The organism is Bradyrhizobium sp. B097, assembly GCF_038957035.1.
Classification (GTDB): domain Bacteria; phylum Pseudomonadota; class Alphaproteobacteria; order Rhizobiales; family Xanthobacteraceae; genus Bradyrhizobium.
Map to the genome: position 1 here is coordinate 7,639,245 of NZ_CP152412.1, position 13,150 is coordinate 7,652,394.

The following is a 13,150-nucleotide window of genomic DNA, read 5'->3' on the forward strand; positions in this document are numbered from 1 at the left end:
AGCTCCGAGCCCTAAATGACGGAACGGTCGAGAAGAATCAAGCCGCCACCACCTCATCGGTCACCACGACGAACTTCGTCAGCGTCATGCGGCCGAAGCTCGTGGTGAGCGCGACGTCGGCGGCGTCGCGGCCGGTCGCCATCAGGATGCGGCCGATCCGCGGCGTGTTGTGGCGGGCATCGAAGGTGTACCACTGGCCCGACAGATAGACCTCGAACCAGCCGGAGAAATCCATCGGCGCGGGATCCGGCGGGACGCCGATGTCGCCGAGATAGCCGGTGCAGTAGCGCGCCGGAATGCCCATGCAGCGGCAGAAGGTGAGCGCCAGATGCGCGAAGTCGCGGCAGACGCCGGCGCGGCCTTCGTAGACGTCATGCGCCGACTTCATGTGATGGGCGTGCTCGTAGCCGAACGTCACATGGTGGTGCACGAAATCGGTAATCGCCTGCACCCGCGCCCACCCCTGCGGCGTGTTGCCGAACAGCGACCAGGCGACATCGGTCAGCTTGTCGGTCTCGCAATAGCGGCTCGGCATCAGATAGAGCAGCATGTCGTCAGGCAATTGCTCGATCGGAACCTGCTGTGCCGCCGGATTGACGACATCGGGCAGCCCGGAATCCCGCAGCAGCGCGCTGCCGCGGAAGGTAACGCCACCGCCGGGGGCGACCAGACGGCCGCAGACATTGCCAAAGCCGTCGCGATAGAGGCCGATCGGGACATCCGGCTCGGCCGCAAGGCTCTCGGTGCCGACGATGTCGGCGTAGCGTGACGGATGGATCGACAGCATGATCACCATCGGGGTCGGCTGCGGAGCCGTGTAGGTGATCTCGAAGCCGACCTTGATCTGCATCGTCAGGCCGTCTCCCGCTCCGCCGCATTCTCGCCGACCGACACGACCTTGATGTCGATATCCATGTCCAGAAAGGCATCGGTCGGGCCGAGATAGACGCCGTGCAGCGGGATCGCCTGGCGTGGATCGCGCGCGACAGCGACGCGGATCAGGTCGCGCGTGCCGACGATGCCGTTGGTCGGATCGAACTCGATCCAGCCGGCGCTCGGCAGATAGACCTGCACCCAGGCATGGGTCGAACCGCCGCCGACGTAGCCATGCGCGCTGTCGGTCGGCATCGCGAGATAGCCGGAGACGAACCGCGCGGCGATGCCGAGCCGGCGCAGTGCCTCGATCATGAACAGCGCATAGTCGCGGCAGGTCCCGGACTGCGTCCGCAGCGTATCGAGCGGATGCTGGGTGCCATGCTCAAAGCGCTTGCGGTAGCTGAACGCCTCACGAATGCCATGCGTCATGTCGCTCAGGATCTTGAACGTCAGGGTCGGCGCCTCGACATCGAGGAAGCGCCGCGCCCAGGTCGACAGCTCGCCGTTCGGATCGCCATATTGCGGCGTGATGAACTGCTGCAGGTCGGGAAATTCCTCATCGTCGTAGAGGAACGGATAGAAGTAGGCGGCGTCATCAGGCGTCAGCGCGAACCTGTCGGCCGGATTGTGATCCACCGTCGCGGTCGAGACAAACGACAGCGTGTCGGCGCGCTCGTCGAAGGCGGCGATCGCGACGCTGTTGCCGAACACGTCGTGGATCCAGCGCAGCGACATCGGCTGTGGGTCGATCACAAGTGCGCTGTCGAGCACGCGCAGATCGTGGCCGTCGCGGGGGCGCAGCATGATGCGGTGTTCGCCGAACGCCACTGGACGCGCATAGCGATAAACGGTCTTGTGATGGATAGTCAGGAGCGGCATCTTCAAACAATCATCGTGATTTGGGCCGCTAAATCTATAGAGAATGCTGCTCGATTCCAAACCAGCATGCCCCTTGAATAGGCAAAGTTGAGGAAAAAGCCCGTGAATCACGCCGGTGGCCCGTTCTTTCTGCTGACAAACACCGATGTTTCACCGGTTCTTGAACATAATCCTGGCGGCCGCTCGCCGTTCCTTCTGACTTGCGATCATTATGGCAGGCTGATTCCCTCCCCGCTCGGCGATCTCGGTCTGCCTGAAAGCGAGCTCGTCCGGCACATCGCATGGGACATCGGCATCGCCGGCGTCGCAACCCGGCTCTCCGAGCTGCTCGGCGCGCACCTGATCGCGCAGCGCTACTCGCGGCTCGTGATCGACTGCAATCGTCCGCCGCATGTCGCAAGCGCGGTCCCGCTGATCAGCGAAGCCACCACCGTTCCCGGCAATGAAGGCCTGTCGCGCGAAGCCGCCGAGATGCGCCGCGCGCAGATCTTCGATCCTTATCACCAGCGCATCGACGAGATCATCGACGAACGTACGCGTCAGGGCATTCCGACGGTGCTGGTGTCGTTGCACAGCTTCACGCCGGTCTACGCCGGCATCGCGCGTCCCTGGCACATCGGCACGCTCTATCACCGCGACAAGGCGCTGCCGCCGCTGCTGCTGAAGCATCTGCGCAGCGAGGGCGATCTCGTGGTCGGCGACAACGAGCCCTATGCAGTCAGCGACGAGACCGACTACACGATCCCCGTACATGGCGAGAAGCGCGGCCTGATGAATTCCGGCATCGAGATCCGACAGGACCTGATCTCCGATCAGGCCGGCGAAACCGCATGGGCCGAGCGGCTGGCGCGCGTGCTCGGCGAGATCGAAACGACGTTGCGTGCGGAAGCGCTGATCTAACGCAGCTGCTGGAGCATGATCCGGAAAAGTGCGAAGCGGTTTTCCCTCGCCACAAACGCGTAAGCGTTTGCGCGGTGATCGTGCTTGAACAATGAGCTAAAGCGCAATGATGATTCAACCTGATTTCATCGCGCTTTAGGTAGTGTACCCACAGCAAATTTTGGCGGCGTGACGCGTGGATGGCATATCCGCTTTGCCCCGTTAGCGGCCAAGGTCACGCGGCGTTGCAATATGTCGCGAAGGGCAAGAGAACGGTCAAGAGCGGAAGGAGGAAGCCCGCTCGTGGAACAATGGCACACCCCGCTGGTCGACTGAGTTTGGCGGCTTCGCGATACCATTTGCTTACCGTGTGGGCGGGCTCTATGCTGTTGTCTCAATCCAACGCCGGTTGAGGTTTGGCAAGACAGCAATGGGAGGTCAGCCCATGGCGAGCGTTGTCAGTCTTTTTGTCTCCCCTGCTATTGGACGGCCGATGCAGACGTGCACATCAGTGCGGGCTTTTGCTGGTCGGGGATTGGAAGGGGATCGATACGAACGCGGTGAAGGCTCCTACTCGAAATTGGCGCGTGTGGCCGCGCGGCATGTTTCCCTGATCGCCCGCGAAGCCATCGAAGCCTCGAATGAAGAATTGGCCCGGCGCGGGCTTATCCCCTTCGAAATGAACGAAACACGGCGGAACATCGTCGTCGAAGGCATCGACGTCTATGGATTGCTGGGCAAGGAATTTCTCATCGGCGCAGTGCGCCTGCGCGGCTCCGAACCGACCATACCATGCCGCATCCCGTCCGCAGTCGCTGGCAAGACCGGATTTGCGGAAGCTTATCGCGATCGGGGCGGCGTGCGGGCCGAGGTCCTCTCGGATGGAATTATTTCGATCGGCGATCTCGTTCAAACGGATTGATTGCCCCCTGGCTGTCTGCGTAAATCGGCATGACGTGCTGCGTCACAGGAAACGAGCGGCAATCGATGGGACGGTCGCGGGCGGGTTGACCAGCAAAATTCATGCGCTCGTGGAGACAGATGGCCCGCCGGTTCGGCTGCGCTGACGCCGGATGAGGCTCACGACAATCGGCTGGCCAGAGCCGCTCGCTCGCGCCCGATCAATTCGGCCGGCGCCGCCAGATGAACAGCAGATAGAGCAGCACGGGCAGGCCGAGCGCCACCCAGGAGACGGTATCCCACCAGCCGTCTCCGACGAGCGCGCTGATCAATCCCACCGTGCTGACGATCGCGATGACGAGCGGGGCGGCGAAGATCTGGCTCAATGAACGATGTGCGACCATGCTGATGTCACGACGTGAGCGCGGGGTTGTCGATCGAGGCGGCGTTGGCGATGGCGCGCTCCTGGCTCACGCCCGCCTTGCGCCGGCGCAGCCACAGATAGACGCCGGTGACCAGGATGAAGATGGTGAGGATGTCGAGCAGCGCCCAGACGATCTTGAGCGGCATGCCGCCATAGTCGCCGAAATGCAGCGGCTGCGACACATACAGCGTCGACACATACCAGGGCATGTCGCGGCTGTCGGTCAGATCACCGGTTTCCGCGTCGATCAGCGCGGGCTTCAGCAGCCGCGAGGTCAGCGGCGTATCGCCGTGCAGGAACACCGCGTAGTGGCTCTTGCTGCTGAACAGGGTTCCCGGGAACGCGACGAAGCTCGGCGTCATTCCCGGTACCGCATGCCTCGCAACCTCGACGGCCCCGTTCAGCGAGGTCAGCTTCGACGGCACCGGCCGGTCCTTGTACTGCGCGGTCATTTCGGCGAGCTGACCGAATTGCCACATCTTGAGCACGAGGTCGGCCCAGGTGTTGATGACCCCGGTGAAGCCAACCACCAGCGTCCAGGCCACCAGCAGGATGCCGGCGAGATTGTGGACGTCGAGCCAGCGTACGACGCGGGTCCGCTGCGCGCGGTAGGCGCCGAAGCGCAGCTTTCGCATCGACGGCGCGTAGACGACGATGCCGGAAATGATCGCGACGCAGAATAGGATCCCCATCAATCCAAGGAACAGCTTGCCGGGCAGGCCCGCGAACATGTCGGTGTGCAGCTTCAGCATGATGTAGGTGAAGCGGCCGGTCACATCAGGGGAATCGAGATAGGCGCCGGTATGCGTATCCATCCGGATCAGGAGGTTGCTGGTGGGATCGGCGTCGATCGTCGGGCCAACGCTGACCCAGATCGCGCCGGGCTCGTCGCGATCCCAGATCAGGAAGTGAGGCACCTTGCCCGGCGCCCGCGCGAGCGCGTTGCCGAGCAGATGATCCAGATTGGCCGGCGGCGTGCCCGCCGGCGCCTCGACCGGCTTGACCTGGCTGTGCAGGAGATCATCGATCTCGTCGTGGAAGATCAGCGGCAGGCCGGTGATGCAGAGCAGCAGCATGAACAAGGTGCAGATCAGGCTGGTCCATTTGTGGACGGCGCCCCATCGCCGCAGGGATTTGGTCGTCGCAGTCAACTTCGCTACCTAATTCCAGTCTCCATTCTTGTCGTCACTAACACGACGACGGATGTGCGCAGCCGGGCGGCGATTAGAACCCGTCCAGTGTTGGACTTATCGTTTGATCGTGTTGCGATCTCGCAACGAGAGCGTCCGCGAACTGCGACGATGCGTCTCGGCCTTCAGCGCGATTTCCTGGGATCGTTCTAAATTGGATCGCCGCGTTCAACCGGCTGACGCGACGTGGACAGGATGCTTCGCGCGCCATTTGGGACCCGGCCCGCGCATGTAGTGCAGCTCGGGCCGGTAGGGATCGCGCATTCGCGCGATCAAATTCTGCCAGCCGGTCGTGATCGCGTTCAGGCCGCGGCGCAGAGGTAGCAATAACAGCAGCGACGGCATGGCGCGCTCTCAGTGCGGTTTGCCGAGAACGAATGCGAAGGGCAGGATGACGATCTCCTCGCCGTCCTCGTCGCTGACATGCACGGCCCAGTCGCGCCAGTCTTCCAGGCTGACCGTTGCGACCAGCGAGCGCATCATGCGGGTCGCCGCCTCGCAGGCCTCGGCGAGGCTGGTCACCGAGGTGCCGCGGCGATCCATCAGCACGCCGCGCGTATTCGAGCAGTGGAAATAGACCTGTGTCATGTCCTGGGCCATCTGCGTATCCTCGCAAGCTCCGGGCGATCGGGCTCGCCCTTGCATGACGAAGCTTTACGTGGGCAGCGCGAGCCGATCCGTGACGCGGCTCACATAAGCGCGCGGGGCGGCGCCAGGCCGCGGCGCCGCCTTCACCAGATCGCGATTTGACAGTTCTCCTATATTTGTCAAAATCGTCAAATGGGACCGAAAACCCGCATTCTCGACGCCACCATGCTGGTTTTCCGCCGGCACGGCTTTCGGCGCTCCTCGATCGAGCAAGTCGCCGAAGCCGCCGGCCTGACGCGGCAGGCGCTCTATCATCATTTCGAATCCAAGGAAGCGCTGTTCCGCGCCGTGATCGAGCGCGTGCATGAGTCCGCGATCGCGGCCGAGGAGGTTGCCGTTGCCGAGGCAGAGACGGCGGGCGGCAATCTCGGCGACATCCTTGCCGCGGGCATGACCGCGCGGATGTCGACCATGATCGCGTCGCTGGACGGCTCGCCGCATCTCGAGGAATTGTATTCCGAGCACCTCGTGCACGCGCGCGATCTCTACCAGACCTACGCCGCACGCTATGCGGAGCGCATGGTGGCCACCATCGCGCGGACCGTTCGCAAGCATCAGCTGGCGCTGCCGCAGGAGCTCTCGCCGGCCGAATTCGCGCGGCTGATCGAAATGTCAGTGTACGCATCGAAGTCGCAGTATCCGGCGATGCAGCCGGCGGACGCGTTCCTGAAGGACATGGCCATGATGGTGCGAACGCTCTGCGCGGGCGCGGTGCCGAAATCCTTGCCAAAATCCGGGAAGCCGCCCGTCAAGAAGGCGGTAATCGAGGACAAGCCGACACGCCGCAAGACAGGAGGACGTCCATGAACACGACGACCGTCAATGGCCACGTTGAATCGCTGCCCGATGATCCCGATGCGCTCTTGATCGACATCGTGCGCGACCAGCTCAAGCTCACCGGCACCAAGCTCGTCTGCGGCGCCGGCGTCTGCGGCGCCTGCACCGTGCTGGTCGACGGCGCGCCTGTCGCAAGCTGCCTGATGCCGGCGCATGCCGCGGCCGGCAAAGCGGTGACGACGGTGGAAGCCATCGGCGCCGCCGGGCTGCATCCGGTGCAGAAGGCGTTCATGGCGCACGACGCCCTGCAATGCGGCTTCTGCACGCCGGGCTTCATCGTGGAGGCGACCGCGTTCTGCGACCGCTGGCGCGCCACCAGGGGAACGGCGGTGCCGTCACGCGAGGAGATCGGCGCGGCGCTGTCGGGCCATCTCTGCCGCTGCGGCGCCTATGACGGGATCTTCCGTGCGGTGGCGGACGCCTGCGCCGGCCGCTTCGACGGCGACAATGTCACAGCGCCGCGCATCGAGGCGCGCGACAAGGTGACCGGCGCGGCAAAGTACACCGTCGACATCAACCATGACGGCCAGCTCGAAGGCCTGATCCTGCGCTCGCGCGAGGCGCATGCCCGCATCACCGCGCTTGATCTGGCGCCGGCGCGCGCGCTCACTGGCGTCGCCGCAGTGTCGCTGCTCGGCGACGACCGCATCGTGCGCTATGTCGGCGAGCCGATTGCGGCGGTCGCCGCAAAGGACCGCAAGACGGCGCTGGCCGCGCTGGCTGCGATCAAGCTGACCAGCGAACGGCTGCCGGCGGTGGTCGGGCTCGACGCCGGGCGCAAGGATGGCGCGCCTGTGGTTTTCGACCGAGCGAACCGCAAGCGGGCCGGCAATGTCTCGGAGGCGGCCGGCGGGCCGGCGCCATGGAAGCAGAACATCCGCGGGCCGACCGCTGTGTTCTCGACGCGCGCCAAGAAGGCCCGCAACTGGGTCGACGAGGCGCGTCAGGCCAACAATCGTCTGCTCGTCGAGGCAACCTTCCGCACCGCCACGCAACAGCATGCATGCCTCGAGCCGCATGCCGCGGTGGCGCGCTTCGACGGCGACCGGCTGACCTTGCACGCCTCGACCCAGCAGGTGTTCCACCTGAAGGAGCAGATCGCAAAACGCTACAAGCTCGATCACGACAAGGTCCGCGTGATCGCCGATCACGTCGGCGGCGGCTTCGGATCGAAGGCGAGCCTGGGCGTCGAGACCATCGCCGCCATCGAACTCGCGCGCGAGGCGAAAGCGCCTGTCAGGGTCGCCTACGATCGGCAGGAAGAGCTCTCCGTCGCCGGTTATCGTCCGGCCGCAGAACTGAAGGTCGCGCTGCTGCCCTCCGACAAGGGGAGCCTGAAGGCGCTCTCGGTCACCGCGCATGCCGATACGGGCGCTGCGACCAACTCGACCATCGCGGGCCTGGCGCGGCTGATCTATCCGGCCGAGGCGAAGGACCTTTCGGATTTCGACGTCATCAGCAATTTGCCGCCCGGCGCGGCCTTCCGCGGCCCCGGCGGTCCGCCGATGGCGTTCGCAGTGGAGCAGGCGATCGACGAGGCCGCGCTGCGGCTCAACGTCGACCCGATCGCCTTGCGCAAGCGCTGGGATCCCGATCCCAACCGCCAGCGCCTCTACGACTGGGCATCCGGGCTCGAGATCTGGCGCAATCGCAAACCCGCACAGAATGGACGCTACCGCCGCGGCATCGGGATGGCGACCGGCTACTGGCTCTATCTCTGGCAGCCCAACGTGAAGGTCGAGGTCGCGGTCACGGGCGGCCGGATCGTCGCCAGCACCGCGACGCAGGACATCGGCACTGGCACCCGCAGCGTGCTTGCCGACACGATCGCGCGCGAGTTCGATCTTGAGCCTGCCGACATAGAGGTGCGGATCGGCGATTCATCGCTGCCCGAAGGGCCGGGCTCCGGCGGCAGCCGCGTCACTGCCTCGGTGATGCCGCCGACGCTGCAGGCGGTGCGGAAACTGAAGGCCGCGATCCTCGAGCAGGCGACACGAAAGCCCGTGCCCGGCTCGAACGCGCCCTGGCGCGAGTTGATCGCGCGCTCGCCCGATATCGCCGTGGTCGAGTCGCGCGGCGAGGACGGCAAGAACACCGCGCCCGGCATCCGCTCGCCGCTGCGTGAGGTCGGGCTGATGGGCATGGTGTTCGGCTGGATGATGCGCCGCTTCTCGAACATCGCGGTCGGCGCCGGCGTGCCGAGCTCGGTGCAGGTGATCGAGGTGGAGGTCGACACCTGGCTCGGCCATGTCCGCGTGCTCAACGTCCACACCGGGATTGCGGTCGGCAAGATCGCAGCGCCGGCGCTGGCGCATAGCCAGGCCTGCGGCGCGGTGATCCAGGGCCTCGGCTACGCGCTCTACGAGGCGCGCGAGCTCGATCCGAGCAGCGGCGACGTGCTGACCGCGGGGATGGAAGATTATCGCATCCCCGGGATCGCCGATACACCCGAGATCGATGTCCATTTCGACGAAGCCGGCTTCGACCATGTGCTCGGCAACAGCGTCGGCATCGGCGAGGCCTCGACGGTGCCGACCTCGGCCGCGGTCGCCAACGCGATCCACGACGCGATCGGCGTCCGCCTCACCGAGATTCCGATCCGGCCCGACCGCATCGTCGCCGCGCTGAAAGGGAGGGATGCCGCATGAGCGTCGCAACCGCAGGCGTCATCGCCGCGCCCGAATTCCGCGCCGCCGGCACCGATCTGTCGGAGCGCCGCCGCAGCGGCCTGTCGTGCGGATCGGTGATCGATCTCACCGCCAGTCCCGATACGGTCGGGATCGCGTGGGGTACGGACGGCACGGCGCGGATCGGCGCGCTGACCGCGATCGCTGCGATCGCCTCCGACGCGCGGCTCGCGCAGGCCTATCCCGGCATCGCCGCGGCGGCGCAGGGCCTTGCCACACCGCAGATCCGGCACATGGCGACGCTCGGCGGCAACCTCGCACAGCGGTCGCGCTGCTGGTACTTCCGCAATCCGCAGATCGCCTGCCTGAAGAAGGGCGGCTCCGAGTGTCCGGCGCGATCCGGCAACCATCTCTATCACGTCGCGTTCGATCTCGGCCCCTGCGTGGCGCCGCATCCGTCGACCATGGCGATGGCGCTCTTGGCCTATGATGCGAAGGTGACCACGGACCGGCGCAGCGGATTGTCGATTTCAGACCTGCTCGGCGACGGCAGCAACGGCACTGTCGACAATCTGCTCGCGGCAGGCGAACGGATCGAACGGATCGAGCTCCCTGCCCCGCTGGCCGGCGAGCGCGCGCTCTACAAGCGCGCGATCAGCCGCTCATATGCGGAATGGCCGCTGGTCGAGATCTGCGTGCGGGCCGTGCTATCAGGCGGCGTGTTCCGCGAGGTCCACATCACCGCCGGCGGCATCGCCCCGGTCCCGCTGCGTCTTGCCGCATGCGCTGCCGCGCTGCAGGGAAAGCCGGCCAACGCGTCGACCATCGCGGAAGCCGCCGAGCTGGCAACATCGGGGGCCAAGCCGCTGACGATGACCGGATACAAGCTCGACCTGCTGACGGGCCTGGTGCGCGACGTGGTCGAGCGGATTGCTGTGTAGCGCGCAGGCTCACCGTGCCCGGGTCAGCGCCAGCCAGATGCCGCCGCCGATCATGAAGCCGCCGGAGACGCGCGACATCAGCCGGGTCCGCTCCTTGGAGAAGAACTTTCGGGCGCGGCCGGCCGCCAACGCGTAGGCGGCGTCGGTCAGCACGGCGGTCGCCATGAAGGTGACGCCGAGCACCGCCACCTGCGGAATGTGCGGCTTGTCCATATCCATGAACTGCGGAATGAAGGCGCCGAAGAACACCAGCACCTTCGGGTTCGAGAGCAGCACCAGAAAGCCCTGCAGGAAGAAGCCGCCGCGCGGCGGCGGCGGCCGATCGTCAGTGCCGACGCCCTCGACCGGCGAGCGGATCAGCTTGATGCCCAGCCACACCAGATAGGCCGCACCGGCGAAGCGCACCCAGTCGAACCAGTACCCCATCGTCGCCATCAGCGAGGTCAGCCCGACCGCGACGATGCCGATCACGATCGCGAGCCCGACCTGCGCGCCCAGCACATTGGTGAGCGCGGCGCGCGTGCCGTAACGCAACCCGTTGGCGATCACCATCGTGACGATCGGACCGGGCAGCAGCGCCAGCGCAATGCAGGCGGCGACGAAGGCGAAATAGGCTTGCAGGGACATTGGGGGCTCGTCTGTTCTTTCCTGACATTATGCATGTGGAGAGAGTGGATGGAAGCGGCAGGTGTCGCTCCCTCCCCCCGTCCTTCACGGGGTCGAGACGAGCGCAGCTCGCTCTTAGAGGGTTGGGGTGAGGGGCTCTCTCCACCAGGCGGTGTGAGCCGAGAGACCTGTGCCCCCTCACCCGGATCGTATCTTGCGATGCGATCCGACCTCTCCCCGCAAGCGGGGCGAGGTAAGGAAGACGCACGCTGCGCTCAACGGCCCTCCATGGCCGCGATCATCCATGCTCTGATCTCTCGCCCCTCCAGAAACTTCAACGTCGCTCGTTGGATCCGCGCCGCATCTCCCCCGCCCTGCGCCGCCACCGCCATCAGATCGCAACGATGCGAGGCCGCGATGCCGATCGCGGTGCGCTTGCCATCAAGATCGTAAGCCCTGATCCGTCCGCGCATATCGGCGACATCGACGACATCGCCGGTCTTCAGCGGCACAAAGCGCGGGCTGATCATGTCGACATCGGAAACGCGATCGACCTCGTCGTCATCGGCAACGCCGCTGTCGCAATTGCAGAAGCCGAGTTTTGGCCTGAGATAGACCTCGACCTCAGCGCCGCACTCCGCCACACCGCAATGGAAGGCGCGGCCGGCGGGCCAGCTGTCACGCGGGAACGGCCAGGCGATCTCGCGCCATTGCGCGGTCCGCGGGGGCGCCATCTCGTAGCCGGCCACGGCCGAGAGGCCGCCGAGCGCCAGGAACATCGCCGCGATGACCGGCCACGAGCGCGTCATCGCCGGCTCACGGCAGACCGGCGACGGCCCGCGCCGCGCCGGTCAGTTCGAGAATGTGCAGGCCGGTGTTGGCGCGGTCGACCGCGTAGATATAGCCGCGCTCGTCGGTCTCGACATTGTTGGTCTGGATCGCGACCTTGCAGCGGTCCTTGCTATCGATCGTGACGCAGCGCTTGTCGGTCGCCGCGGTGATGGCGGGAATGAAGTAGCCGACTTCCTTTGGATGATAGGGATCGCGGATATCGAGCGCGCGGACGCCGGCGTTGAAGAAGGCGATGAAGGCGAGCTTCTTGTAATAGACCGGCGCCATGCTCTCGTTCGACGAATGCGAGCCGAACCGGCCGCCGCGCTCGCAGAACGCGCCGGAGGCCTCGGGCACCGTATAGTTCGAGATCATCATCGGCCGCGCTTCCGTCGTGACGTCGGCGAACCACACCATCTGCCGCGCCTCGCCGCACTCGTTCTGGATCGCCTCATCGACGATCATCACGATGTCGCGGCTCTTGCCGTCGTTGTCATGGGCGAACTCCGCGATCGGCATGCCGGGCATCGGAAACACCGTGTGCGCGCCGTTCAGCGCCGACAGCGGCATCCGTGCGATCTCCGGGAATGTCAGATTGTCCGGTGTCGGCTCCTTCGGCCCGTGCAACAGCTTCTCGCGATCGACGATCTGCAGGAAGCCACCCTTGTTGGTGCCGTAGCCGAAATAGACGCGGTTGCCCTTCGGCCCGGTCGAGATCGGCCCGTGCAGTTCGGTCGGCACCGCGCCGGTCGCGCCCGGCTCCTGCCCGGGCAGACCGAAATCCCTGATCTTCTTTGGCTGCGCCGGATCGGAGAGATCGTAGATTTGCGTCATGCGCCGCGTGCGCCAGTCCGGTGCGCCCGACACCAGGAAGGCGATGCCGGTGTCGCATTCCCAGAAATTCTTGTGCGTGTCCTTCAGCCCGCCGATCCGGCTGACCAGCACGGGATTTGCGGGATCGGCGACGTTCCAGATCTCATGCGCTTCGCTGCCGAAGGTGCGCAGCATGTAGACCGCGTTGCGATCGCCCTTCGGCAGATCCTTGCCGTCGCAGATCCGCACCATCTGCGCGCCGCCGGATTCATATTTGCCTTCCTGTCCGGGAATGTGCCGCAGATATTTCGGATGCGCAGGATCGGTGACGTCGACGATCGAGGTGCCGTTCGGCTCGGCCTTGCCGGTCATCGGGTTGACGGGATCGGGAATGTCGTCGGTGCCGCCGTGATGGCCGATATAGGCGATCCATCTGTCGCCCTGGTGATGGATGGTCGGCTGATAGGCGCTGCGTGCCTGCAAGTCGCTGGTTCCAACCAGCCGCATGTTGGAGGCTTCGGGCGGGTCGCCGATCTTCTGCTGGGCGCTCGCAGCATTTGCGAGCAGGACAAGAAGAAACGTGCAGCAAACTGCCGTAACGCGACCACCCATGCGCATCACCCCGAGTTCCCTACCAATCTGCGTTGGCTGCGCGGGACGCTAGCACGGCGATACCAGCGCCCAAACACACGCTCTTGA

General features: G+C 65.4%; 14 protein-coding genes. 5 read left to right on the forward strand and 9 right to left on the reverse strand.

Annotation, left to right across the window (positions count from 1 at the left end):
* Positions 1-37: 37 nt before the first annotated feature.
* Both AAFG07_RS35035 and AAFG07_RS35040 read right to left on the reverse strand, forming a co-directional pair.
* Positions 38-850, reverse strand: coding sequence for a transglutaminase family protein (locus tag AAFG07_RS35035; RefSeq protein ID WP_342724239.1), 813 nt, complete (start codon positions 848-850; stop codon positions 38-40).
* Between the two features lie 2 nt (positions 851-852).
* A complete protein-coding gene (locus tag AAFG07_RS35040; RefSeq protein ID WP_342724240.1) occupies positions 853-1,755 on the reverse strand; it encodes a transglutaminase family protein in 903 nt (300 codons plus the stop codon).
* Positions 1,756-1,857: 102 nt separating this feature from the next.
* On the opposite strand from AAFG07_RS35040, the gene AAFG07_RS35045 reads away from it, so the two are divergent.
* The gene (locus AAFG07_RS35045) at positions 1,858-2,655 is read left to right on the forward strand and encodes an N-formylglutamate amidohydrolase (protein WP_342724241.1); all 798 of its coding nucleotides are present in this window, start codon (positions 1,858-1,860) and stop codon (positions 2,653-2,655) included.
* A gap of 424 nt (positions 2,656-3,079) precedes the next feature.
* Positions 3,080-3,556 carry an MOSC domain-containing protein gene (locus AAFG07_RS35050; RefSeq protein WP_342724242.1) on the forward strand — a complete coding sequence of 159 codons (477 nt, stop codon included), beginning with the start codon at positions 3,080-3,082 and terminating at the stop codon, positions 3,554-3,556.
* A 199-nt stretch (positions 3,557-3,755) separates the two neighbouring features.
* Here AAFG07_RS35050 and AAFG07_RS35055 read toward each other — a convergent pair whose 3' ends face one another.
* The 4 genes from AAFG07_RS35055 to AAFG07_RS35070 all read right to left on the reverse strand — a co-directional run bounded on the left by AAFG07_RS35055 (position 3,756) and on the right by AAFG07_RS35070 (position 5,736).
* A complete protein-coding gene (locus tag AAFG07_RS35055) occupies positions 3,756-3,938 on the reverse strand; it encodes a hypothetical protein (protein ID WP_342724243.1) in 183 nt (60 codons plus the stop codon).
* A gap of 7 nt (positions 3,939-3,945) precedes the next feature.
* Positions 3,946-5,034, reverse strand: coding sequence for a PepSY-associated TM helix domain-containing protein (locus AAFG07_RS35060; RefSeq protein WP_342729334.1), 1,089 nt, complete (start codon positions 5,032-5,034; stop codon positions 3,946-3,948).
* A gap of 282 nt (positions 5,035-5,316) precedes the next feature.
* Positions 5,317-5,493: a hypothetical protein gene (locus AAFG07_RS35065; protein WP_342724244.1), complete on the reverse strand. Its 177-nt coding sequence runs from the start codon at positions 5,491-5,493 to the stop codon at positions 5,317-5,319.
* Positions 5,494-5,502: 9 nt separating this feature from the next.
* Positions 5,503-5,736 (reverse strand): hypothetical protein, encoded by a 234-nt coding sequence (locus AAFG07_RS35070; protein WP_097671814.1) that lies wholly within the window; start codon positions 5,734-5,736, stop codon positions 5,503-5,505.
* Between the two features lie 192 nt (positions 5,737-5,928).
* Between AAFG07_RS35070 and AAFG07_RS35075 the strand changes: the two genes are divergently transcribed.
* From AAFG07_RS35075 to AAFG07_RS35085, 3 genes are read left to right on the forward strand one after another with little or no spacing between them, the layout of a single operon-like run.
* Entirely contained in the window at positions 5,929-6,603 is a 675-nt protein-coding gene (locus AAFG07_RS35075) for a helix-turn-helix domain-containing protein (RefSeq protein ID WP_342724245.1), read from the forward strand.
* On the forward strand, positions 6,600-9,281 hold the full coding sequence (locus tag AAFG07_RS35080; protein WP_342724246.1) for a molybdopterin-dependent oxidoreductase: 2,682 nt from the start codon (positions 6,600-6,602) through the stop codon (positions 9,279-9,281). Before AAFG07_RS35075 ends, AAFG07_RS35080 begins: the two co-directional genes overlap by 4 nt.
* Entirely contained in the window at positions 9,278-10,201 is a 924-nt protein-coding gene (locus tag AAFG07_RS35085) for an FAD binding domain-containing protein (protein WP_342724247.1), read from the forward strand. The genes AAFG07_RS35080 and AAFG07_RS35085 overlap by 4 nt, the downstream gene beginning before the upstream one ends.
* Positions 10,202-10,210: 9 nt before the next feature.
* Here the strand turns inward: AAFG07_RS35085 and AAFG07_RS35090 are convergent, their stop codons facing one another.
* The 3 genes from AAFG07_RS35090 to AAFG07_RS35100 form a co-directional block, all read right to left on the reverse strand.
* The gene (locus AAFG07_RS35090; RefSeq protein WP_342724248.1) at positions 10,211-10,828 is read right to left on the reverse strand and encodes a LysE family translocator; all 618 of its coding nucleotides are present in this window, start codon (positions 10,826-10,828) and stop codon (positions 10,211-10,213) included.
* 254 nt (positions 10,829-11,082) lie between these two features.
* The gene (locus tag AAFG07_RS35095; protein ID WP_342724249.1) at positions 11,083-11,616 is read right to left on the reverse strand and encodes a hypothetical protein; all 534 of its coding nucleotides are present in this window, start codon (positions 11,614-11,616) and stop codon (positions 11,083-11,085) included.
* Between the two features lie 7 nt (positions 11,617-11,623).
* Positions 11,624-13,063 carry a hypothetical protein gene (locus AAFG07_RS35100; RefSeq protein ID WP_342724250.1) on the reverse strand — a complete coding sequence of 480 codons (1,440 nt, stop codon included), beginning with the start codon at positions 13,061-13,063 and terminating at the stop codon, positions 11,624-11,626.
* Positions 13,064-13,150: the final 87 nt, after the last annotated feature.

Coding starts and splice junctions, on each gene's coding strand:
- AAFG07_RS35035 (WP_342724239.1), bottom strand. CDS start 850: ATGCAGATCAAGGTCGGCTTCGAGATCACCTACACGGCTCCGCAGCCG.
- AAFG07_RS35040 (WP_342724240.1), bottom strand. CDS start 1,755: ATGCCGCTCCTGACTATCCATCACAAGACCGTTTATCGCTATGCGCGT.
- AAFG07_RS35050 (WP_342724242.1), top strand. CDS start 3,080: ATGGCGAGCGTTGTCAGTCTTTTTGTCTCCCCTGCTATTGGACGGCCG.
- AAFG07_RS35055 (WP_342724243.1), bottom strand. CDS start 3,938: ATGGTCGCACATCGTTCATTGAGCCAGATCTTCGCCGCCCCGCTCGTC.
- AAFG07_RS35060 (WP_342729334.1), bottom strand. CDS start 5,034: ATGCTGCTGCTCTGCATCACCGGCCTGCCGCTGATCTTCCACGACGAG.
- AAFG07_RS35065 (WP_342724244.1), bottom strand. CDS start 5,493: ATGCCGTCGCTGCTGTTATTGCTACCTCTGCGCCGCGGCCTGAACGCG.
- AAFG07_RS35070 (WP_097671814.1), bottom strand. CDS start 5,736: ATGACACAGGTCTATTTCCACTGCTCGAATACGCGCGGCGTGCTGATG.
- AAFG07_RS35075 (WP_342724245.1), top strand. CDS start 5,929: ATGGGACCGAAAACCCGCATTCTCGACGCCACCATGCTGGTTTTCCGC.
- AAFG07_RS35080 (WP_342724246.1), top strand. CDS start 6,600: ATGAACACGACGACCGTCAATGGCCACGTTGAATCGCTGCCCGATGAT.
- AAFG07_RS35085 (WP_342724247.1), top strand. CDS start 9,278: ATGAGCGTCGCAACCGCAGGCGTCATCGCCGCGCCCGAATTCCGCGCC.
- AAFG07_RS35090 (WP_342724248.1), bottom strand. CDS start 10,828: ATGTCCCTGCAAGCCTATTTCGCCTTCGTCGCCGCCTGCATTGCGCTG.
- AAFG07_RS35095 (WP_342724249.1), bottom strand. CDS start 11,616: ATGACGCGCTCGTGGCCGGTCATCGCGGCGATGTTCCTGGCGCTCGGC.
- AAFG07_RS35100 (WP_342724250.1), bottom strand. CDS start 13,063: ATGGGTGGTCGCGTTACGGCAGTTTGCTGCACGTTTCTTCTTGTCCTG.